General features: G+C 66.9%; 21 protein-coding genes. 10 read left to right on the top strand and 11 right to left on the bottom strand.

What is annotated here, in order from left to right; translation table 11 throughout:
• Window positions 1-4: 4 nt before the first annotated feature.
• A complete protein-coding gene (locus tag BN984_RS14415) occupies window positions 5-586 on the top strand; it encodes a GNAT family N-acetyltransferase (RefSeq protein ID WP_049968495.1) in 582 nt (193 codons plus the stop codon).
• Window positions 587-598: 12 nt separating this feature from the next.
• Here BN984_RS14415 and BN984_RS14410 read toward each other — a convergent pair whose 3' ends face one another.
• Window positions 599-868, bottom strand: coding sequence for a hypothetical protein (locus BN984_RS14410; protein WP_004976836.1), 270 nt, complete (start codon window positions 866-868; stop codon window positions 599-601).
• Window positions 869-965: 97 nt separating this feature from the next.
• The gene (locus BN984_RS14405) at window positions 966-1,220 is read right to left on the bottom strand and encodes a DUF7520 family protein (RefSeq protein ID WP_008093515.1); all 255 of its coding nucleotides are present in this window, start codon (window positions 1,218-1,220) and stop codon (window positions 966-968) included.
• A 146-nt stretch (window positions 1,221-1,366) separates the two neighbouring features.
• Here BN984_RS14405 and cdd point away from each other — a divergent pair, with 146 nt between their 5' ends.
• The 4 genes from cdd (at window position 1,367) to BN984_RS14385 (ending at window position 5,131) form a co-directional block, all read left to right on the top strand.
• Window positions 1,367-1,795: a cytidine deaminase gene (gene cdd / locus BN984_RS14400; protein WP_008093514.1), complete on the top strand. Its 429-nt coding sequence runs from the start codon at window positions 1,367-1,369 to the stop codon at window positions 1,793-1,795.
• A 1-nt stretch (window position 1,796) separates the two neighbouring features.
• A complete protein-coding gene (locus BN984_RS14395) occupies window positions 1,797-3,008 on the top strand; it encodes a zinc metalloprotease (RefSeq protein WP_049968494.1) in 1,212 nt (403 codons plus the stop codon).
• Entirely contained in the window at window positions 3,005-3,823 is an 819-nt protein-coding gene (locus BN984_RS14390) for a nucleoside phosphorylase (protein ID WP_008093512.1), read from the top strand. The genes BN984_RS14395 and BN984_RS14390 overlap by 4 nt, the downstream gene beginning before the upstream one ends.
• 114 nt (window positions 3,824-3,937) lie before the next feature.
• Window positions 3,938-5,131 carry an NAD(P)/FAD-dependent oxidoreductase gene (locus tag BN984_RS14385; protein WP_008093511.1) on the top strand — a complete coding sequence of 398 codons (1,194 nt, stop codon included), beginning with the start codon at window positions 3,938-3,940 and terminating at the stop codon, window positions 5,129-5,131.
• A gap of 196 nt (window positions 5,132-5,327) precedes the next feature.
• Here the strand turns inward: BN984_RS14385 and BN984_RS14380 are convergent, their stop codons facing one another.
• Together BN984_RS14380 and BN984_RS14375 are read right to left on the bottom strand one after the other, a co-directional pair.
• A complete protein-coding gene (locus tag BN984_RS14380; protein WP_004976847.1) occupies window positions 5,328-5,573 on the bottom strand; it encodes a hypothetical protein in 246 nt (81 codons plus the stop codon).
• A 168-nt stretch (window positions 5,574-5,741) separates the two neighbouring features.
• Entirely contained in the window at window positions 5,742-6,275 is a 534-nt protein-coding gene (locus BN984_RS14375; RefSeq protein WP_004976849.1) for an Rrf2 family transcriptional regulator, read from the bottom strand.
• Window positions 6,276-6,440: 165 nt separating this feature from the next.
• Here BN984_RS14375 and BN984_RS14370 point away from each other — a divergent pair, with 165 nt between their 5' ends.
• Window positions 6,441-7,361, top strand: a complete 921-nt coding sequence (locus BN984_RS14370; protein WP_008093510.1) for an NAD-dependent epimerase/dehydratase family protein — start codon at window positions 6,441-6,443, stop codon at window positions 7,359-7,361.
• 43 nt (window positions 7,362-7,404) lie between these two features.
• Here BN984_RS14370 and BN984_RS14365 read toward each other — a convergent pair whose 3' ends face one another.
• Window positions 7,405-8,784 (bottom strand): TIGR00341 family protein, encoded by a 1,380-nt coding sequence (locus tag BN984_RS14365; protein WP_233514189.1) that lies wholly within the window; start codon window positions 8,782-8,784, stop codon window positions 7,405-7,407.
• Window positions 8,785-8,872: 88 nt separating this feature from the next.
• On the opposite strand from BN984_RS14365, the gene rocF reads away from it, so the two are divergent.
• Both rocF and BN984_RS14355 read left to right on the top strand, forming a co-directional pair.
• Window positions 8,873-9,772, top strand: a complete 900-nt coding sequence (gene rocF, locus BN984_RS14360) for an arginase (protein ID WP_049913445.1) — start codon at window positions 8,873-8,875, stop codon at window positions 9,770-9,772.
• Window positions 9,772-10,242, top strand: coding sequence for an NUDIX domain-containing protein (locus BN984_RS14355; RefSeq protein WP_004041454.1), 471 nt, complete (start codon window positions 9,772-9,774; stop codon window positions 10,240-10,242). The genes rocF and BN984_RS14355 overlap by 1 nt, the downstream gene beginning before the upstream one ends.
• A 3-nt stretch (window positions 10,243-10,245) precedes the next feature.
• On the opposite strand, the gene BN984_RS14350 is transcribed toward BN984_RS14355, so the two are convergent.
• The 3 genes from BN984_RS14350 to gyrB all read right to left on the bottom strand — a co-directional run bounded on the left by BN984_RS14350 (window position 10,246) and on the right by gyrB (window position 15,280).
• Complete coding sequence (locus tag BN984_RS14350) at window positions 10,246-10,659, bottom strand: hypothetical protein (protein WP_049968492.1); 414 nt, start codon at window positions 10,657-10,659, stop codon at window positions 10,246-10,248.
• Window positions 10,660-10,767: 108 nt separating this feature from the next.
• Entirely contained in the window at window positions 10,768-13,359 is a 2,592-nt protein-coding gene (gene gyrA, locus BN984_RS14345; RefSeq protein WP_049968491.1) for a DNA gyrase subunit A, read from the bottom strand.
• A 1-nt stretch (window position 13,360) separates the two neighbouring features.
• Entirely contained in the window at window positions 13,361-15,280 is a 1,920-nt protein-coding gene (gyrB, locus tag BN984_RS14340; RefSeq protein ID WP_049968490.1) for a DNA topoisomerase (ATP-hydrolyzing) subunit B, read from the bottom strand.
• Between the two features lie 251 nt (window positions 15,281-15,531).
• Here gyrB and BN984_RS14335 point away from each other — a divergent pair, with 251 nt between their 5' ends.
• Together BN984_RS14335 and BN984_RS14330 are read left to right on the top strand one after the other, a co-directional pair.
• A complete protein-coding gene (locus BN984_RS14335; protein WP_049968489.1) occupies window positions 15,532-17,928 on the top strand; it encodes a DNA topoisomerase VI subunit B in 2,397 nt (798 codons plus the stop codon).
• A complete protein-coding gene (locus BN984_RS14330) occupies window positions 17,928-19,028 on the top strand; it encodes a DNA topoisomerase IV subunit A (protein ID WP_004976866.1) in 1,101 nt (366 codons plus the stop codon). The genes BN984_RS14335 and BN984_RS14330 overlap by 1 nt, the downstream gene beginning before the upstream one ends.
• Before the next feature lie 285 nt (window positions 19,029-19,313).
• Here the strand turns inward: BN984_RS14330 and BN984_RS14325 are convergent, their stop codons facing one another.
• The 3 genes from BN984_RS14325 to BN984_RS14315 form a co-directional block, all read right to left on the bottom strand.
• On the bottom strand, window positions 19,314-20,147 hold the full coding sequence (locus BN984_RS14325; RefSeq protein ID WP_049968488.1) for an alpha/beta fold hydrolase: 834 nt from the start codon (window positions 20,145-20,147) through the stop codon (window positions 19,314-19,316).
• Window positions 20,148-20,204: 57 nt separating this feature from the next.
• Window positions 20,205-20,912 (bottom strand): MBL fold metallo-hydrolase, encoded by a 708-nt coding sequence (locus tag BN984_RS14320; RefSeq protein WP_049968487.1) that lies wholly within the window; start codon window positions 20,910-20,912, stop codon window positions 20,205-20,207.
• A gap of 94 nt (window positions 20,913-21,006) precedes the next feature.
• Window positions 21,007-21,357: a hypothetical protein gene (locus tag BN984_RS14315; protein ID WP_008093469.1), complete on the bottom strand. Its 351-nt coding sequence runs from the start codon at window positions 21,355-21,357 to the stop codon at window positions 21,007-21,009.
• Window positions 21,358-21,390 lie beyond the last annotated feature (33 nt).

Here is a 21,390-nt window from a genome sequence, read left to right as displayed (position 1 = left end):
ACGCATGTACGTCCGAGACGCGAAGAACCGAGACGAGGTCTGGCTGCTCGACTCGCTGGAGGAACTCGGACTCGACGACGGCTCCTTCCGCTCCCGCGACTACGTCATCGCGCTCGACGAGGAGTCCGGCGAGAAGGCGGGGTTCGGACGAATCCGGGTCCACAAGACCGACGAGCCGTTCTGCGAGGTCACCTGCGTCGGCGTCTCGGAGCGGTGGCGCGGACAGGGCGTCGGCGCACACGTCGTCGAGCGACTGGTCGACCGCGCCGCGGCCGAGGAGTTCGAGACAGTTTACGGCTTCACCTCGGACCACGGCTACTGCGCGCAGTTCGGCTTCGAGGCGGTCGACGCCGAGGACCTGCCGGCGGGACCGCGTCAGCGACTCGACCGGGTTAGAGAAGTCGACGGCGACGCCATCGCGCTCCGACTCGACCGCGAGGCGTTCTCGATGCCCGAGCGCTTCCGCGAGCGGTTCAAAGTCGCCGCGCCCGCGAGCGCCGGGGACGCCGAACCGGAGCTGACCGCCGAGGACTTCGGCTACGACGAGGAGACGCCGACCAAGTACTCCACGAACCTGCGGCGCTGAGCCGGGACCGAGTCAGGTCCGGTCGTCGAGGAAGTCGGTGCTGAAGACGATCCAGGTCAGCACGCTACAGAACAGAATCGGCGGGAGGATGGCGAACCCCCAGAGCGGTTCGAGCCCCTGCAGGAGGATGAGCACCACGTCGGCCAGCCCGAGCGCGAGGAACGGCGCGGTCGCCAGCGCGGCGCGCTTTCGGTTCTTGCCGCCCGTGTCCTCCGGGAGCGGGCCGGGCGAGGCGTCGCCGGCCGAGGCGTCCGAGGTCGAGGTCGACGAGGGCGCGTCCATGCGGGTTCGTCGGGGCCGGACGAGCAAAAACGGTCCGCCTTTCGGTCGGAGTTCCCCGGCCGATACGCCTTCGCCGCCCGGTCCGAGAGCCGCCGTCTTATCGGGCGTTCTCGACGCGCGAGACGTACTCGACGAGCGCGAACAGCGCCCCGAGGATGACGGCCGAGAACACCATCCCGTAGAGGCTGAACGCGAGCGGGGTGGTCGGAAGCGAGAGGAAGCCGAACAGCGATATCTCGGCGGCGACTTGGCCGCCGTTCTCGCCGATAAAGACGCCGAGGATGCCCGAGATGGCCACGACGCTCGCGCCGACGAGGAGCAGGATTCGTCGTCCGCCGGATGTGTCGTTCACGACGCCGCGTTAGGGCCGAGCCGTATAGTCGCTTGCGGGACGACGCGACGGGCGAGCGGCCCCGTAATCTCGCCCGTGTCCGTCGGCCGACACGACAGTCTCGGGGAGCCGAACGAACTAAGCCACCCCACGCGAATGAGCGCCCAATGCCCGAAGCACTCGTCGAACGCGCCCGCGAAGCGCTCGACAACGCCTACGTTCCCTACTCGGAGTACACCGTCGGAGCGGCGCTCAGGACCGCCGACGGCGAGGTTTACGTCGGCTGCAACATCGAGAACGCGAACTACTCGAACAGCCTCCACGCCGAGGAGGTCGCCGTCGCGGAGGCGGTAAAGAACGGCCACACGGAGTTCGACCGCCTCGTCGTCACCTCGGGTGCGCGCGACGGCGTGACGCCCTGCGGGATGTGCCGCCAGACGCTCGCGGAGTTCTGCGACGAGGACCTCCCGGTCGTCTGCGACCTCGGCGGCGACGACGTCGCCGAGTACACGCTCGGCGAACTCCTCCCGAACACCATCTCGCTGGACACGCTGGAGGCCGCCGCGGCGAAGCGCGACGCCGAGCCCGACGAGTAACGTGTCCCTCGCCGTCGGCCGCGGAACCGCCGCCCTCGCGCTCGCCTTTCTCGTGGTACTCTCTGGGTGCACGTCTCTGTCACCCGCCCCGCCGGTCGTAGACGCGGCCCTCGGAGCCCCGTCGGCCGACGCGACCGACGGCGACGACGGAGTCGTCTCGGCCGCCCGCGGCGGAACCGGCTCGTCGGCGGTGCCGGAGACGCGACCCGCGGACAACCCGTGGCGTCGCGCGCCCATCGTCGTCGGCATCGACGCGCCCGCGGACGGCCGCGACTACGCCTCGTTCGTCGAATCGGCGGTCGACTACTGGCGAGCGAACGCGTCGGCGACCGCCTACGACCCGGCGTTCGTCGTGGTGCCGAACGCCTCGACTCCGGACGTGACCGTCTCGATCGTCGAGCGAATCGACGCCTGCGGCGACTACGACGGCACCGACGCGGTCGGCTGTGCGCCCCTCTTGGACGGCGACGACCCGACCGCGCCCAGCGAACCGGTGTCGGTGGTCGTCGCCGCCGGCTACGACGACCAGACGACCCAGACGGTCCTGCGCCACGAGTTCGGCCACCTCCTCGGGCTGACCCACGACGACGCCGGCGACTTCGCCGTGCTGTCGGAGCGCATCGAGACGACGCGACTGCCCGAACCGGACGCCGCCGACCGGGAGACGCCCTTCCGCGAGCGGACCGTCGCGGTCCACGTCGACCTCTCGAACGTCTCGCCCGACGACCGAGCGACCTACGAGGCGGAACTCGACCACGCGCTGTCGTACTACGAGGCCGGGGCCGACGGCGTCGCCCCCGCCAACCTCTCGTTCGAGCGCGTTTCCGACCCCACGATGGCGGACGTGACGCTCTCGGTGTCGGCGTTCGGCGACGGCGACTCGGGCGTGCGCTGGCGTCGGACCGGTGTCGACGCCGACGACGACGAGGCGCTGGAGTGGTACACCGGCGGCGACCTCGTCGTCGACGCCGGCCTCGACCCGTCGCTCGTCGACTGGTACGTCGGCGCGGGACTCGGCTACCTGCTGGCGGCCGACGAGCGCGCCGACCTCCCGCCGCCGTTCCGCGACGGCGACCGCTCCGACGATCCGGCGTGGCGCGGAGTCGCGGGCGAGGCGACGGTCGACGCGACGGTCGAGAGACCGACAGGGAACGCGACGACGCCTCCGGAGAACGCAAGAATTTCCACCGCTGGCCCGCGAGTAGAGCCATGAACGATAGCGAGGACCCGAACGACGAGGTTCAGTACCACCTCGAAGTCGGTCCCGAGGACCTCGCCGACGCGGTGTTGCTCCCCGGGAACCCCGAGCGCGTGGACAAGGTGACGGCGCTGTGGGACGACCACGAGGAGAAGGCCTACCACCGCGAGTACCGGACCGCGACCGGGAGCTACGACGGAACGCCGATTTCGGTCACCTCGACGGGTATCGGTAGTCCCTCGGCGGCCATCGCGGTCGAGGAACTCGCCCGCGTCGGCGCGGACACCTTCATCCGCGTCGGTTCCTGCGGCGCGATTCAACCCGAGATGGACGTGGGCGACCTCGTCATCACCTCGGGCGCGGTCCGACAGGAGGGCACTTCCAAGGAGTACGTCCGCGAGGACTACCCTGCTGTCGCCGACCACGAGGTCGTCTCGGCGCTCGTTGCGGCCGCGGAACGCCTCGGCTACGACTACCACGTCGGCCTCACGATGAGCGCCGACTCCTTCTACGCGGGGCAGGGACGCCCCGGCTTCGAGGGCTTCCGTGCCGCCGGCTCCGACTCGCTGGTCGAGGAACTCCGCGAGGCGAACGTGAAGAACATCGAGATGGAGGCCGCGGCGCTCCTGACCATCGCCAACGTCTACGGCCTCCGCGCGGGTGCCGTCTGCTCGGTCTACGCGAACCGGGTCACGGGCGAGTTCCGCACCGAAGGCGAGTCGCGCGCGGCGGAGACCGCCAGTCTCGCGGTCCACCTCCTCGCCAAGATGGACGCGGCCAAGCGAGACGCGGGCGTCGACCGCTGGCACGCGGGTCTCAGCCTCGATTAATCCGACAACCGTCGAACCCGGATTTCGACGCTCTGGGGCCGTGGAGGCCAAAATTACCACAGTCGTGGAGACGGTTTCAAAGCCCCTTTATCGGATGACTGCACAGACGACGACATGAGCACGCAGGTCGTCGTTCTCGGCTCGGGGTACGCCGGGGCCGGCGCGGTCAAAACCCTCGAAGAAGAGCTCGGTCACGACGCACAACTCACGTGGGTCGCCGAACACGACTACCACCTCGTCCTCCACGAGGTCCACCGCTGTATCCGCGACCCGAGCGTCGAGTCCAGCATCGCCATCCCCGTCGACGATGTCAAGGAGGACTCGACCGACTTCGTCAAGGGCCGCGCGTCCGACGTGAACGTCGACGACCGGGTCGTCGAACTCGAAGGCGGCGACACCGTCGACTACGACTATCTGCTGGTCGCCATCGGCTCTTCGACCGCCTTCTTCGGCATCGAGGGCCTCGAGGAGTTCGCCCACCAGCTCAAGGGTCTCGACGACGCCCGCGAGATTCACCAGGACATCAAGGAGGCGGCCGCCGACGCCTCCCGCGACGACCCCGCGCAGGTCGTCATCGGCGGCGCGGGCCTCTCGGGTATCCAGACGGCCGCCGAGGTCGCCGAGTACCGCGACACGAACCGCGCGCCCATCGACATCAAACTGGTCGAGGGGATGGACGAAATCTTCCCCGGCAACGACCCCGAACTGCAGGGCGCGCTCCGGCGTCGCGTCGAAGACCTCGACATCGACATCCTCACCGGCGACTTCATCTCGAAGGTCGACGAGGAGACCGTCTTCATCGGCGGCGGCGAGGACGAAGCGCCCGAGGAGCTCGCCTACGACGTGCTCGTCTGGACCGGCGGCATCACCGGCCAGCCCGAGGCGTCCGACGTCGAACTCGAACAGGACGAGCGTTCCCACCGCTTCTTCGCCGAGGAGGACTTCCAGACCAGTAACGACCGCGTCTTCGCGGTCGGCGACTGCGCCCTCGTCGAGCAGGGTCCCGACAGCGTCGCGCCGCCGACGGCGCAGGCCGCCTGGGACGCCGCGGACGTGGCTGGCGAGAACATCGCCCGCGCCATCGCCGGCAAGCCGCTCAAGCGCTGGACGTTCACCGACAAGGGGACGGTCATCTCCATCGGTCACGACGCCGTCGCCCACGGCGTGAAGTTCCCCGTCTTCGGCGAGTTCCCCGTCAACGTCTTCGGCGGCCCGCTCGCGCGGACGCTGAAGAAGGGTATCGCCGCGAACTGGATTGCGGACGTGACGTCGCCGAAGCGCGCGCTCTCCGCCTGGAACGACCTGTAACTCGGTCGCCGCGCCCGGCCGCCGGGTGACGCGACGCCCGACGCTCGCCGACTCGGTTTCGATTTCTCCGACGCCGCAATCCCCGAGTGTCGATGGCGCTCACGGAGTAAGGAACTCAACAGCGACCCCTCGTTCTGATTCGTGTGAGAAAATACGTGCTGCCGCGCAGCGGTGGTCTCTCGATGCCTCGGTGTCCTCAGAAGGGGGACGACTCAGCGGTTCGGAGATTCTCGGAGAGCCGAACCAGGGCCGTTCCAAGGAGAACGACCGCGACTCCGGTCAGTGCGACCACTGCCATCGTTTCGGGGTCTCCACCGGCCATCAAAGCGAGCGACGCCGCCCCGATAAGCAGGGTTACGGTGAAGAGAAACGCTGTCACGTCGGCGTTCAGCTCCTCCCACGTTGATGGGATGCCGAACGCGCTCTGCTGATTGTACGCCATGGGGGTACTGGTTCCTCGATTCAGATAAAACTGTTCCCAATTCTACATTAAAACTTGACATTATTGCGGTCCGAGCCCCACTGTTCGGGTTGGCCGGCGTCCGAACGCCGGACCCGTCGGTCGGAGCGCGCGGAGAGTGTCCGGAAAAAGACGAAGAGAGGAGCGTGGTTAGTGCTGGGGTTCGCCGACGGGTGCCTTCATGTCGTCGATACGGAGGATGAGGATGTTGCTCGTGTCGTCCTTGCCGTCGAGCGTGCCGTCGATGACGAGCTTCGAGAGTGGCGTCGGGCCGACGCGAATCTTGTCACCCTCGTGGAACTCGCGGACCGAGCCCTGGACGTGAATCTCGGCGCGGCACAGCTCGGGGTGGTGGACGCTGGAGAGGTCGATTTCGTCCACGTTGACGCCTTCGACTTCCTCGTCGTTGTGGAACAGGGGGACGAACGCGGGCTCGTCCATCTTGTCCACGTCGAGCGCCTCGTAGGCGTTCGCGGTCGGCTTGTAGCCGCCCTTCGGACCGGGTACGCCCTCGACCAACTGGAGCGCCTTCAGGCTCTGCATCTGGTTTCGGATGGTGCCGGGGTTTCGGTTGACTTCGGTCGCGATATCCTCGCCCTTGACGGCGTCCTCGGAGTCCCGATAGAGGTTGATGAGGGCGGTCAAGATAGTTTTCTGACTCGAAGTGAGCTCGATTGATGACATGGAGAGTGGTTCGCTACATACGTCCTTAAATCCGATGGATGACGCCTCGAATCTGCCGTTCGTCTACTTTGTAACCACGACACGCTCATGAATGTTCATTTTGAACCCTAATTCGGCCTCGATGCTGTCGATAGCACTATACGCCTCACGAGAGTTCGGTAGCACATGCATGGGAAACGAGTCCTCGTCACCGGCGGTGCCGGCTTCATCGGCTCGAACCTCGCGAACCATCTCGCGGCGGAAAACGAGGTCGTCGCGGTCGACGACCTCTACCTCGGAACGCCCGATAATCTCGACGACGCGGTCGAATTCCACGACGCGAGCGTCCTCGACGACGACCTCCCGACCGAGGGCGTCGACGTGGTGTTCCACTTGGCGGCGCTGTCGTCGTACAAGATGCACGAAGAGAACCCGACGAAAGGCGCGCGCGTCAACGTCGAAGGCTTCGTGAACACGGTCGAACAGGCCCGGAAGGACGGCTGCGACACCGTCGTCTACGCCTCCACCTCCTCGATTTACGGCTCTCGGACGGAGCCCTCGCCGGAGGACATGCCGGTCGAAGCGCGCACGGGCTACGAGGCGTCGAAACTCGCCCGCGAGCGCTACGCGGAGTACTTCCACCACCACTACGACATGCGGACGGCCGGGCTCCGGTTCTTCTCGGTGTATCAGGGCTTCGGCGGCGCGGAAGCACACAAAGGCGAGTTCGCGAATACGGTCGCGCAGTTCGCCGACCAGATTGCCAACGGCGAGTCGCCGGAGCTGTTCGGCGACGGCACTCAGACGCGTGACTTCACGCACGTCGACGACATCGTCCGCGGCATCGAACTCGCCGCCGACCACCGGCTTCAGGGTATCTACAACCTCGGGACTGCCGAGAGCTACTCGTTCAACGAGATGGTCGGGATGATAAACGAGGCCCTCGGAACCGACGTCGACCCGGTCTACATCGAAAACCCCCTCGACGTGTACGTCCACGACACGATGGCCGACTGCACGAAGATACGCGAGGCGACCGGCTGGGAGCCCCAGATCTCCTTCGAGGAGGGTGTCCGACGCGTCTGCGAACCGTATCTCGACGAGTAGCTCTTCGTTCGGTCTCCGGACGCTCGTCTCCGCTTTCAGTCGGTCACGACGGCCCCGACCGACTCCGCTGTTCGAAGTTCACAGTCACGACGACGTCCCTCCCCGTCGCCTCGCGTATTCGGTCCCCGATTCGCGACGACAACTGCGGGTACTGACGACCGACCGGGTGTTGGACCGCGACCGTCACCCGTCGCGGGCCGTCGTCGAGTCCGGCGGTTCCGAACTCGACGCCGACCGACAGCAGTTCGAGCGAGTCGTACTCCGAGTCGTCGAGAACGGTTTGCACGGCCCCGGTCGAACGGTTCTCGAACGCGATTTGCGAGGTGAGAAGCGACCCCGGTCCGAGCACGGTGAGCCCGAGGAGGGCGAGCGCCACCCACGTCGCTCTGGTCCCGAAGAACGAGCGAAGCCGCCGTCGCGTCGACCCCGGTGAGTCCCAGTAACTCGGTCGGTATCCGAGGTACCAGAGCGCGAGCGTCCCCGCGAGGACGATGCTCGCCACGTTGACCGCGAGGAGCGTGAGCGCGCCGACGGCGACCGCCGGAATCGCCCACGCGACGCCGATACCGACGGCCGCGGCCGCGGGGACGGTCGCGGCCGCGACCGCGACGCCGACGATTGAGACGGGGAGTTCAGTCGCCAAGCCGACGCCCCCGGCCGCGCCCGCACAGAGTGCGACGACGAGCGTCAACAGCCCCGGCGACGACCGACTCGCAATCTGCTGGACCGTGGTCACGTTCAGTCCCGACGGGACGAACTGCGCCGTCTTAAGCCACCACCCCAGCGCCGCGGCGGCGACGATGGCCACGGCGAGGCCGACGACCGTCGAGCGAACCCCGTCGGTGAACATCGCGTCCTCGCCGAGCGCCGCGCCGACGCTGGCCATGAGCGCCGCGCCGATCTGCGGGGCGATGACCATCGACCCGACGACGAGGGCGGGCGAGTCGAGCAACAGCCCCGCCGTGGCGACGAGCGCGCTCAGCACCGTCATCCCGTAGTACGCCGTCGGCTGGGGGTTGAGGTCGTGCGCCTTCGTCAGAATCTCCTCGTTCGAGACGCGCTCTTCTTCCTCGTCGCCCTCGACGTACCGCTCGACGAGTCGGTCGTAGTGCGGCGTCGTCGCCGACTCGATGTTACCGATGACGAGGTAGCGTTCCTCGAACCCCGCCTCGGAGAGCGTCTCTCTGATTCTGTCGACCGCCTCCGTCGGCAGCGGGAACTCGATGAGGTACGACCGAGCGTCGGCGTCGGACTCGCCGACCGGGAGGACGACCGGGTCGACGTCCTCGCCTCGGAGCGCATCGACGACCGCGTCGAGTTCCCCCGCCTCGACGCGAATCTGTAAGTGCCGCATGGCACTCGATACGACGCGGCCGTGGAAAAGCGAGACGGCCTTGCGACAGGCCGGAGTCCACGTCGCCACACGGCGGCCTCCCGGGAGGCGACGGAGGGCATTATCAATAAGGGTATTTTTCCGATGCCACTAAACACCCCGGCCGAGTTGGTTCACTATGGAACGGAACGTCAGGATTCTCGGTGCACCGACGGACTACGGTGCCAATCGACGCGGGGTGGACATGGGTCCCTCCGCGATTCGATACGCCGGACTCGCGGGGCAACTCGAGTCCGCCGGCGTCTCGCCGACGGACGCGGGCGACCTCGCGGTCCCGCACCACGCGACACGGGACGCGGACGCCGGGCCGGCGAACGCGAAACACGTCCAGGAGGTCGAAGAGGTGACGACGAGCCTCGCCGACGCCGTCTCGACCGCGCTCGCCGAGGGGACGACCCCGCTCGCGCTCGGCGGCGACCACTCCATCGCCATCGGCTCGCTGGTCGGGAGCGCCCGCGACGCCGACATCGGCGTCATCTGGTTCGACGCCCACGGCGACTTCAACACGCCGAGCACCTCGCCGTCCGGAAACGTCCACGGCATGCCGCTGGCGGCCGCGCTCGGTATCGGCGACTTCGAGGGCGTCGAGTGGGCGAATGCCGCCGGTCTCGAAGCGGAGAACGTCGCCATCGTCGGCCTGCGCTCCGTCGACGGCCCGGAGGCCGAGGCGATTCGCGACACCGACGTCACAGTCTACACGATGTCGGACATCGACGAGCGCGGCATCACCGACGTGACGAACGACGCCCTCGACGTGGCGACCGACGGGACCGACGGCGTCCACATCAGCCTCGACCTCGACTGGCTCGACCCCCGCGAGGCCCCCGGGGTCGGGACGCCCGTCCGCGGCGGCGTGACCTACCGCGAAGCCCACGCGGCGATGGAACTCGTCGCCCGCTCGGAGGCCATGCGCTCGTTCGAACTCGTGGAGGTCAACCCCATCCTCGACGAGCACAACGAGACTGCGACGCTCGCGACCGAACTCGCCGCAAGCGCCTTCGGCAAGCGCATCCTCTGATGTCGACGCCGAGAGAAGCCCCCGCTCCGCACGACCTGGCCGCCGGCGTCGTCGTCCTGCGGGAGAACTCGGTGCTCGCGGTCTACGAGAAGGACCGCTGGGGACTGCCGAAAGGCGGCTCCGAACCCGGCGAGTTCTTCTTCGAGACCGCCGCCCGCGAGGCCGCAGAGGAGACCGGCGTCGAGGTCGAAATCCAGTCGCTGGCCTTCACGAGCGAGATTCGCGCGCCCGACCACCGCATCTATCTCCAGCGGTTCTATCACGCGACGCCCGTCGCCGACGACCCGACCCCGTCGCCGAGCGACCCCGACGACGAAATCGAGGCGGCGAAGTTCCTCCCGCTCACCGCGCTCGGGTCGACGCTCACCTACCGGCCGCGGGTCGAACCGCTCCGCGACTGGCTCCGGGACCGCAAGCCGCGACACTACACCTACGACCTGACGAGAGAGCCGTCGGACGTAGAGAAATAGGAGCTACGTCGCGCTGTCGCTGGTTTTTGTCGCTCTCAGGACTCGAACGACGTACCCGACACCCGCCCCGAGACCGCCGAGCCCGAGTGAAAGCACCGCGCCGGCGACGAACGGATACCCGAGCCACAGCGGCGACTCCATCGTCGATACCGGGACGAACAGGTTGACCGCGAACGCGAAACACGGACCGAAGGCGAGCACGATACCCTCGCCGGCCCGTTCACCGACGCGCTCGCCTCGGGCGACGTGAGACGCGACGCCGGCGACGACGAGCACCGCGCCCGCGTCGACGACGAGCGACTGCACGTGTGTCGGCGGTTCGAGGTTCCACGCCCGAAGCGCGGTCAAGCCGCCGAGAACGACGACGAATGCGAGCGCCGAGACGCCGACGACTCTCGAACGCGACGCGTCTCTCATACCGGGAGGACCCGTCGGCCGGGGTAAATGCCTTCGGGGAGTGACGGTCGGAACCGCGGCTCCCCGGTGGGGTCCGCAAAAAGAAATCCGTCGTCGGGGAGAGCCGACTTATTCGTCGTCCGCGTCAGTTTCCGCGTCGGTTTCCGCGTCGGTTTCCGCGTCGGTTTCCGCGTCCCCTTCCACGTCGTCCAGTTCCTCGTCTTCGGTCGTCATCGCGGCCGGAATCACGTCGACGGAGGCCACGTCGTCGCCGTCGTCGAGGTCCATCACGATGACACCCATCGTGTTGCGGCCGACCGTCGAGATGTCCTCGACGGGCGTCCGGAGAATCTGTCCCTCGTCGGACATGACGACGAGGTGGTCTCCCTCGCCGACGGTGTTGATGGCGCAGACCGGACCGTTCCGCTCGTTGGTCTTGATGTCGATGAGCCCCTTGCCGTTTCTGGACTGCTTGCGGTAGGCGTCGAGGTCCGTGCGCTTCCCGTAGCCGTTCTCGGTGACGGTGAGAATCCAGCTGTGGTGGGCCTCGTCGATGGCGGCCACGCCGGCGACGACGTCGTCGCCGGTCAGTTTGACGCCGCGGACGCCGCGGGCCGAGCGTCCCATCGCGCGCACCTCGTCCTCGTCGAAGCGGATGGACATGCCCTGTTCGGTGCCGATGACGAGGTCGCTTTCGCCGTCTGTGACCTCCACGTCGACGAGTTCGTCGCCCTCGTTGAGTTTGGTGGCGATGATGCCCGTCGAGAGGATGTTCTGGAACCGGTCGGTGCCGGTCCGCTTGATGTAGCCGTTCTGGGTCACCATCGTCAGGTAGCCCTCGATATCTTCGAGGTTGTCGCAGTTGACGACGGCCGTAATCTCCTCGCCGTCGTCGAAGTCGAGCAGGTTGACCGCCGACTTCCCGCGAGCGGTCCGCGACATCTCTGGCACCTGGTAGGCCTTGAGTTGGTAGACCTGTCCGTGGTTGGTGAAACAGAGCAGGTCGTCGTGGGTGTTCGTGACGAACACCGACGAGACGTTGTCGCCCTCCTTGAGGTCAGTCCCGATGATGCCCTTGCCGCCGCGGTGCTGGGCGCGGAACCGGGAGACCGGCATCCGCTTGATGTAGTCGTCCTCGCTGACGACGACGACCACGTCTTCCTCGGGAATGAGGTCGGCGCGGGTGACCTCGCCGGTGTTGGCGACGAACGAGGTCCGCCGGTCGTCGGCGTACTCGTCTTTGATGTCGAGCAGCTCGGACTCGATGACCGCGTCGAGTTCCGACCGGTCGCCGAGGATGGTTTCGAGGCGCTCGATGGTCGCCTGCACGTCCTCGTACTCGTCTTCGATTTCGGCCGCCTCCATCGAGGTGAGCGAGCCGAGTTGCATCGAGACGATGTGGTTGGCCTGTTCTTCGGAGAAGTCGAACGTCGGCAGCGGTTCGCCGTCGACTTCGACTTCGACCTCGCCGCGGAGCGCGGCTTTCGCGTCGTCGCGGCTCTCGGAGTTCCGGATGGTCTCGACCACGTCGTCGATGTTGTCGAGGGCCTTCAGGCGGCCTTCGAGGATGTGCGCGCGGTCTTCGGCCTCTGCGAGTTCGTACTCGGAGCGCCGGCGGACCACGTCGCGGCGGTGGTCGAGGTAGTGTTCGAGCGTCTCCTTGAGCGTCAGCACCTGCGGCTGGCCGTCGACGAGCGCGAGGTTGATGACGCCGAACGTGGATTCGAGGTGGTTGTCGAGCAGCTGGTTCTTGACGACCTCGGCCATCGCGCCGCGCTTGAGTTCGATGACGACGCGAATGCCGTCGCGGTCGGACTCGTCGCGGATGTCGCGGATGCCCTCGATTTTCCCCTCGTTCACGTCGTCGGCGATGCGCTCGATGAGGCGGGCCTTGTTCTCCTGATACGGGAGTTCGTTGATGACGATGCGGCCTTCCTCTTCGAACACGTCGTAGTCGGCGCGGACGCGGACGCGGCCGCGACCGGTCTTGTACGCCTTGTGGACCGCGTTTCGGCCGACGATGTTCGCGCCGGTCGGGAAGTCCGGGCCCTTGATGTGTTCCATCAGGTCCGGGATGGTCGCCTCGGGGTTCTCGATGAGTTCGACCGTGGCGTCGATGACCTCGCCGAGGTTGTGCGGCGGGATGTTCGTGGACATCCCGACCGCGATGCCGGACGAGCCGTTGACGAGCAGGTTCGGGAACGACGACGGGAGGACCGTCGGCTCCTGCTTGCGGTCGTCGTAGTTCGACTGGAAGTCGACGGTGTCCTTGTCGATGTCGTCGAGGAGTTCCTCGGCGATGGGGGACATCCGCGCCTCTGTGTAGCGCATCGCGGCCGGCGGGTCGCCGTCGACGGAGCCGAAGTTCCCCTGGCCGTCGACGAGCGGGTAGCGCATGGAGAAGTCCTGCGCCATGCGCGCGAGGGTGTCGTAGATGGCGGAGTCGCCGTGGGGGTGGTAGTCACCCATCGTCTCGCCCACGATGGACGAGGACTTGCGGTGCGACGAGTTGGAGGTCACGCCGGCCTGGTGCATCGCGTAGAGGATGCGCCGGTGGACCGGCTTGAGGCCGTCGCGCACGTCGGGCAGCGCCCGCCCCGCGATGACCGACATCGCGTAGTCGATGTACGACTGCTCCATCTCGTCTTCGATGCGCGCGTTCTTGACTTCGGCCGCGATACCCGCGCCCGGTTCGAAGGAATCTGGTGCGTCAGAACTCATGTTAGATGTCCACCCACTCGGCGTCGTTCGCGTGGTCCTTGATGAACTGCTTTCGCGGCCCGACGGCGTCGCCCATCAGGATGTTGAACATCCGGTCGGCGGCGGCGGCGTCCTCGACGGTGATGCGCTTGAGGACGCGGTTCTCGGGGTTCATCGTCGTGTCCCACAGCTGGTCGGGGTTCATCTCGCCGAGTCCCTTGAACCGCTGGACCTGCGTGGGGTTGCCATTGCACTCTTCTTCGATGATGCGGTCCCGTTCGGCCTCGTCCATCGCGTCGTAGGTGTTGCCGCGGTAGCGAACGCGGTACAGCGGCGGTTGGGCCGCATACACGTAGCCGGCCTCGATGAGCGGGCGCATGTGGCGGTACAGGAGCGTGAGAAGCAGCGTCCGGATGTGCGCGCCGTCGACGTCGGCGTCGGTCATCAGGATGAGCCGCTGGTAGCGCGCCTTCTCGATGTCGAACTCGTCGCCGACGCCGCCGCCGATGGCGGTGATGAGCGCCCGTATCTCGTCGTTTTCGAGGATGCGGTCGAGACGGTGTTTCTCGACGTTCAGAATCTTCCCCTTGAGGGGTAAAATCGCCTGGAATTTGCGGTCGCGGCCCTGCTTGGCCGAGCCGCCCGCGGAGTCGCCCTCCACGATGAACAGCTCGGACTCGGCGGGGTCGCGGCTCTGACAGTCCGCGAGCTTCCCCGGCAGCGAGGTGGATTCGAGCGCGGACTTGCGGCGGGTGAGCTCCTCGGCCTGCTTCGCGGCCTTGCGGGCGCGGGCGGCCTCGACGGCTTTCGAGATGATGGCCGTCGTCGTGTCCGGGTTCTCCTCGAAGAACGTCCCGAGCTGCTGGTGGGTGACGCTCTCGACGATGCCGCGGACCTCGGAGTTACCGAGTTTGGTCTTCGTCTGGCCCTCGAACTGCGGGTCGGGGTGTTTGATGGAGATGACGGCGGTGAGCCCCTCGCGCACGTCCTCGCCGCGGAGGTTGTCGCCGTCGAGGTCGTCCAGCATGTCGTGGGTGTTCGCGTAGTCGTTGACGACGCGGGTGAGCGCCGTCTTGAACCCGGTCAGGTGCGTGCCGCCCTCGCGGGTGTTGATGTTGTTGGCGAAGGCGTGAATCGACCCCTGCAGTTCGTCGGTCGCCTGCATGGCGATTTCGACCTCGATGCCCTCCGACTCGTCGTCGTAGTAGATGATGTCGTCGTGGAGGGCCGTCTTGGTCTCGTTGAGGTACTCGACGAACTCGCGGATGCCGCCCTCGAAGAGGAACGTGCTCGACTCGCCGGTCCGCTCGTCGCCGAGCGAAATCTCGACGCCGGAGTTGAGGAACGCGAGTTCGCGCAGGCGGTTTTCGAGCGTCTTGAAGTCGAACTCGGTCGTCTCGAAGATACCGTCGTCTGGCCAAAACCGGATGGTCGTCCCGGTGTCCTCGTCGGGTTCGAGGTCGCGCACGCGCTCGAACTCGTCGACCTGCGGTTCGCCGAACTCGAAGCGGTGTGTCCACACCGCGCCGTCGCGTTTGACCTCGACTTCGAGCTTGCCCGATAGCGCGTTGACGACGGAGACGCCGACGCCGTGGAGGCCGCCGGAGACCTGGTAGGACTTGTTGTCGAACTTCCCGCCGGCGTGGAGGACGGTCATGATGACCTCCAGCGCGGGTCGGTCGTACTGTTCGTGCGTATCTACCGGAATCCCGCGGCCGTTGTCGGTGACGCTGACAGAGCCGTCCTCGTGGAGGGCGACCTCGATGGCGTCGCAGTGGCCCGCGAGCGCCTCGTCGATGGAGTTGTCGACGACTTCGTAGACGAGGTGGTGGAGTCCGCGAGAATCGGTGGACCCGATGTACATCGCCGGACGCTTTCGAACGGCTTCGAGCCCTTCGAGGACCTGAATCTGTCCGGCCCCGTACTCGTTATCCTGTGACATCTGAACTGGCCTAGGATAGCCCGTCCCTTAAAGCCTCGCACGCGCGGGCGCGTACTACTTACTGGAGTCCCGCGTAGCGGTTTCCGGGCCGGCGATTTCGATTGATTGACCGAAGTTCGTGAGTGACTCTGTGTAACACGACTCGCGGTTCCGGCGCGAATCGGCCTCGAAGCGCGTCAACCTCCCGTGTTCACTTTCACTCCGTTGCCGGTGAGTACTTAACGCGGGACTGGGTAGATGCGCATCAGGAAATGACCTCGTTCCAGTCGACACTCGGTGACGAGCCGGGGATCGCAGAGGAGCTGGCGAAGGGCCAGCGGGAGATCTCCATCGCCGAGTTCTTCGAGAAGAACAAGCACATGTTGGGCTTCGACAGCGGAGCCCGCGGGTTGGTCACCGCCGTCAAGGAGGCGGTGGACAACGCGCTCGACGCCACGGAGGAGGCGGGCATCCAGCCCGACATCTACGTGGAAATCGCCGAGGCGGGCGACTACTACCGCCTCGTCATCGAGGACAACGGGCCGGGCATCACGAAAGAGCAGGTGCCCAAAGTGTTCGGGAAGCTCCTCTACGGCTCTCGCTTCCACGCGCGCGAACAGTCCCGCGGTCAGCAGGGTATCGGTATCTCCGCGGCGGTCCTCTACTCGCAGCTGACGAGCGGGAAGCCCGCCAAGGTGACGAGCCGGACGCAGGGCTCGGAGGACGCCGAGTACTTCGAACTCGTCATCAACACGGACCAGAACGAACCCGAGATTCGCACCGAGAAGACGACTTCGTGGGACCGCCCCCACGGCACGCGCATCGAGTTGGAGATGGAAGCCAACATGCGCGCCCGCCAGCAGCTCCACGACTACATCCTCCACACGGCGGTCGTCAACCCCCACGCACGCATCGAACTCCGGGAACCCGGCCTCGACGAGCCGATGAAGTTCGAGCGGGCGACCGACCAGCTTCCGAAACAGACGAAGGAGATCCGTCCCCACCCCCACGGCGTCGAACTCGGGACGCTCCTGAAGATGCTCGCGGCGACCGAGTCGTACTCCGTCTCCGGCTTCCTCCAAGAGGAGTTCACCCGTGTCGGCGCGAAGACCTCCGACAAGATTCACGACGCCTTCCGCGACCGGCACTTCGGCCGCGAGATGACGTGGCGGACGCCCGACGCGACCGAGGCGGACGAACTCGTCGCCGTCGTCGAGGACGCCGTCGCCAACAAGGGCAAGGAGGCGACCGCGACGTTCGCGGACGAACTGGTCGATATCGTCGTCGGCAAGGACCGCATCGCCCACGGCGAACTCGTCACCATCGTCGAAAACGTCGCCGAGACGGTCGGTGAGGAGACCGACACCTCGTTCGGCGAGACGGTCCGGGAGAACGTCGTCGAGGCGCTGTGGCCCGTCCTCACCGACGACCGCGAGGGCGACGTGTACGCCATCGTCGACGACGTGACGACCACGCAGAAAGACGACGCCGGCAAGGTGTCGATGGCGCGCTCCATCGCCACGCAGTTCGCCGAGACGACCGGCCCGGCCGACCGCGCCACCCGCGACGACGTGGCCGAGTTCGTCGCGTGGGCCGCCGAGCGAACCAAAGAACGCGAGGACGAGACCTACGGCGAGACGGCACAGGAGAACGTCGCCGACGCCATCTGGTCGCGGATGCGCACCGTTTCCGACGAGGTGCCGAAGGTCCGCGAGGTCGCCGACGACCGCGACGTGGCCCGCGACCTGCTCGACGCGATGCGCCAGACGGACATCCTCGCGCCGCCGACCGACTGTCTCTCTCCCATCTCCGCGGACCTCGTGGAAGCCGGCCTGAAAAAGGAGTTCGACGCCGACTTCTACGCCGCGGCGACCCGCGACGCCGAGGTCCACGGCGGCGACCCGTTCATCGTCGAGGCCGGCATCGCCTACGGCGGCGAACTGAAGTCCGAGGGGAAAATCGACCTGCTCCGCTTCGCCAACCGCGTCCCGCTCGTCTACCAGCAGGGCGCGTGTACCATCACCCACGTCGTCAAAGACATCGGCTGGCGGAACTACGGCCTCGACCAACCGGGCGGCAGCGGCATGCCGAACGGTCCCGCCGTCCTCATGGTCCACGTCGCCTCCACGAACGTCCCGTTCACGAGTGAGTCGAAGGACGCGCTCGCGGACGTGCCGGCGATTCAAGACGAGGTCGAACTCGCCATCCGCGAGGCGGCCCGCGAACTCAAGTCCTACCTCTCGAAGCGGCGGTCGCTCCAGAAGCGCCGCAAGAAACAGGACGTGCTCGGTCGCATCCTCCCGCAGATGGCGACGAAGCTCTCGGAGGTCACCGGGCGACCCGAGCCCAACATCGACGGCGCGCTCGGCCGCATCATGAACAACCTGACCGTCGAGCGAGCCGTCGAAGACGGCGAGGTGACGCTCACGGTGAAGAACTACTCCAACACGAACGAGTCGCCAGACATCACGGACATCGTCTCGGCGGAGCCGGCCGGCCTCGACGGCGAGGCGACGGTCGTCGACCTTGACGGGGAGTGGTTCGTCAAGTGGAACCCCGAGGTGTCGTCCGGTGAGACGGCGACGCTCACGTACTCGGTCGCACAGGACGCGTCGTTCGACATCAACGTCGACGGCGTCGAGACGGAGAAACTCACGGTGAACGTATAATGGCACCTGAACCGAACACATCCGAGGAACGCGCCCGCGAGCGTCTCATCGACCTCGCGGCGGAGTTCTACGACCAGTTCGACGCGGGGGAGATTCCGCACATGACGCTCCCGACGCGGACGAAAAGCAACATCGAGTACGACGAGAACTCGAACGTCTGGGTGTACGGCGACCGGACCTCAACGCGCTCTGCGAACAGCGTCCGGGGGGCGCGAAAGCTCCTGAAGGCCGCCTACACCATCGAGTTCCTCGCGCGGCAGTTAGAGGAGGACCGCTCGTCCACCCTGCGTGAGCTGTACTACATCTCCGAGTCGTGGGACGCCGAAGAGGCGCACTTCTCCGACCAGGACGAGTCGAACCAGCTCATCGAGGACCTCGAAATCGTCTCCGAGGTCACCCGCGAGGACTTCCACATGCGGCCCGAGGAGTCGGGGGCGACCCTTATGGGCCCGCTCGAACTCCGCGAGCAGACCCGCCGCGGCGAGCGCGATATCCACTGCCAACTCGACGTGGGCGAGGGCGGCTACCAGATTCCGAACAACCCCGACACCATCGAGTTCCTCGACCACGACATCGATTTCGTCCTCTGCGTGGAGACCGGTGGTATGCGCGACCGCCTCGTCGAAAACGGCTTCGACGACGAGTACAACGTGCTCATCGTCCACCTGAAGGGCCAGCCCGCGCGGGCGACCCGGCGCATCACGAAGCGCCTGCACAACGAACTCGACCTACCGGTCGTGGTCTTCACCGACGGCGACCCGTGGTCCTACCGCATCTTCGGCTCCGTCGCTTACGGCTCCATCAAGTCCGCGCACCTCTCGGAACACCTCGCGACGCCGGAAGCGAGGTTCGTCGGCATCCAGCCGCAGGATATCGTGGACTACGATCTCCCGACCGACCCGCTCGCGGACTCCGACATCAACGCGCTCCAGTCCGAACTGGAGGACCCGCGGTTCATGAGCGACTACTGGACCGAACAGATCGAGCTGCAACTCGACATCGGCAAGAAGGCCGAACAGCAGGCGCTCGCCTCCCGCGGTCTCGACTTCGTGACCGACGAGTACCTGCCGACGCGGCTCGACGAGATGGGCGTCATCTAACCCCGGTCACCCCGGCCGCCGCTTTTCTAGCGCACCGTCCCGGACCGGTTGAACAGCGCCACGATAGTGTAGCCGCCGTAGAAGCCGAGGGTGTCGGGTTCCTCCCACGGCTGAAGCCGAGGGCTTCCTCCTTACACCTCTGTCGACGAAACAGACGAGGAGTCGGCAGCCGCTGAAAAGCGGGCTCGACCGGAGGGCGTCGCGCATGGCGGTTCGACGGCCGCCCGGCGTATGAGCCTGGTGCCGCGGGGAGGGTTCGAGGCCCTCGCCGCTCGCGGTGCGCGATTACGGATACAGCCCGTCGCCGCGGAACCCGTCGAAGTAGCGCCTGACGACACCGTTCAGCGTTCGCGGCTCGCCGGTCGCGAGGTTGTGACCCGCTCCGGAGAACAGCGCGAGCGTCGCGTCCGCGATGCCGTCTTTGAGTTCTCGAATCCGCGGTTCGGGAAAGAGTCGGTCGGCCTTCCCGGCGGCGACGAGCGTCGGCGCGTCGATGTCGCCGAGTATCTCCCGGGAGTCGTGTTCGAGACAGGCCGTACAGGAGACGACGGCGTCGGCGGGGACGGCGGGCCGAAAGTCGACGACTCGACCGGCCGCCTCGATGAGCGGCGGGGCGACGGTCGCTTCGAGGCCCGTCGCCGCCTCCCGCTCCGCGTCGGCGGCGACCTCGGCCCAGCGACCTTTACCCGCCAGCGAGCGCCAGCGCGTTACGACGTTCTCGCCGTGGCCGCCGAGTCGCGTCCCGGCGGAGACGACGGCCAGCGAGTCCACGTAGTCGCCGTAGTCGGCGGCGAGGTACTGGGCGGCGAGTCCGCCCATCGAGACGCCGATAACGTCGGCCGGCCACAGGTCCTGTTCGTCGATGACGCCGGCGTAGCCCGCGGCCATGTCTCGCGTGGTCGACCCGACCGGGAGGTGTCGCGGCCGGCCGACGACCCACACGTCGCGGTCGTCGAACTCGCGGAACAGGCCGGCGAGCGCCGCCGCAGTCGCGCGGTTCGGGTCGGTGCGCTGGAAGGCGTCCGAGAGGCCGGGAAGCACCACGAGCGGGTCGGCGTCGGCGTCGCCGAAGCGGTAGTAGGGCCGCCGGCCGCCGAGCATGCCGTAGTCGAGGTCCATACGCGAACGGACGGCCCGGCGCGGCAAAATCGTTCTGTCCGTTTCGTCGTCGCGGTCTCAGACCTGGTCGGGGTCGTCGAGAACGACTGGAATGCCGCGGTTCGCCACGTCGACGACGAAGGCGTCCGGGTCGGTTTCGAGAAGCGGAATCGTGTCGTAGTGAATCGGGAGCACGAGGTCGGGGTCGAGCGTCTCCGCGAGGTCGGCGGCCTCGTGGCGGTCCATCACGACCGAACCGCCGATGTTGGCGAGAAACAGCGAGACCTCGAGGTGTTTGTGGCCTTCGAGCACGTCGGAGTCGCCGGGCCAGAAGACGGTCCGGTCGGCAATCGAGATGTGGTAGCCGCAACCGAAGCCCTGCGGGTGGACCACGTCGCCGTCGCGGAGATGCGGCCCGTCGGGGTCGTTGAACGCCGGGAGCGACCACACGTCGACTTCACCGACGGTGAGGTGGTCCGCCTCGTCGACGCGGACCGTCTCGTAGGGGAGTTCCTCGACCGGTACCACGTCGCGGTCGATGGTCGCGGCGTCGACGCCCTCGAAGGCGACGACGGTCGCGTCGGCGTCGGCGACCTGCTCGATGGCGTCGGAGTCGTAGTGGTGGTTGTGTGTGACCAAAATCAGGTCGCCGTCGCGGGCGTAGTAGTCGTCGAGGACGCCGTAGCGGCCGGGGTCGAAGTAGACGACGAAGCCGTCGGGCGACTCGATTCTGACGGTCGCGTAGCCGAGCCAGGACACGTCGAGGCCGTCGTGTTTGATGGTCATACGCGACACCTCGAACCGAGGGGTAAAAAACGCGGCTCTCGGGGCGAGGCGGCCGGTGTGGGCGGGCGACGAGTGGCGGATGCGCGGCCCCGACTCAGACGAGCGTGTCGCGCAGGACGCCGAACACGACGAGGCTCCACAGGAACAACCCGGCCCCGTAGAACAGGAGGGTGAGGCGAAGCGAGGTGTCCGTCTCGACGGGCGACCACAGCCCCGCGTTCGAGACGACCCTGTTCGTCCCTCCCTTCTCGCCCGCGTGTTCGACGTTACTTGGACCCATCTGACCCGCGGCCCCGCCGCCGAGTACGACGAGGAGTACGCCGGCTCCTATCAATCCGAGCATGTACAGTCCCGAGTGCGTGGCGAAATACACCCCGCCGACCGTGAGAAGACCGAGGAGCCCCGTATAGAGGAGAACCGGCTTCAGGAGGGCGTCAAGGTTCACGTGTAGTCACCGTGACAACACGTCGAATCACCG

Source organism: Haloferax prahovense, from assembly GCF_000723845.1.
Taxonomy (GTDB): domain Archaea; phylum Halobacteriota; class Halobacteria; order Halobacteriales; family Haloferacaceae; genus Haloferax; species Haloferax prahovense.
Note: the sequence above shows the minus strand (reverse complement) of the source record. Positions and strands in the feature narration are given on the sequence as shown.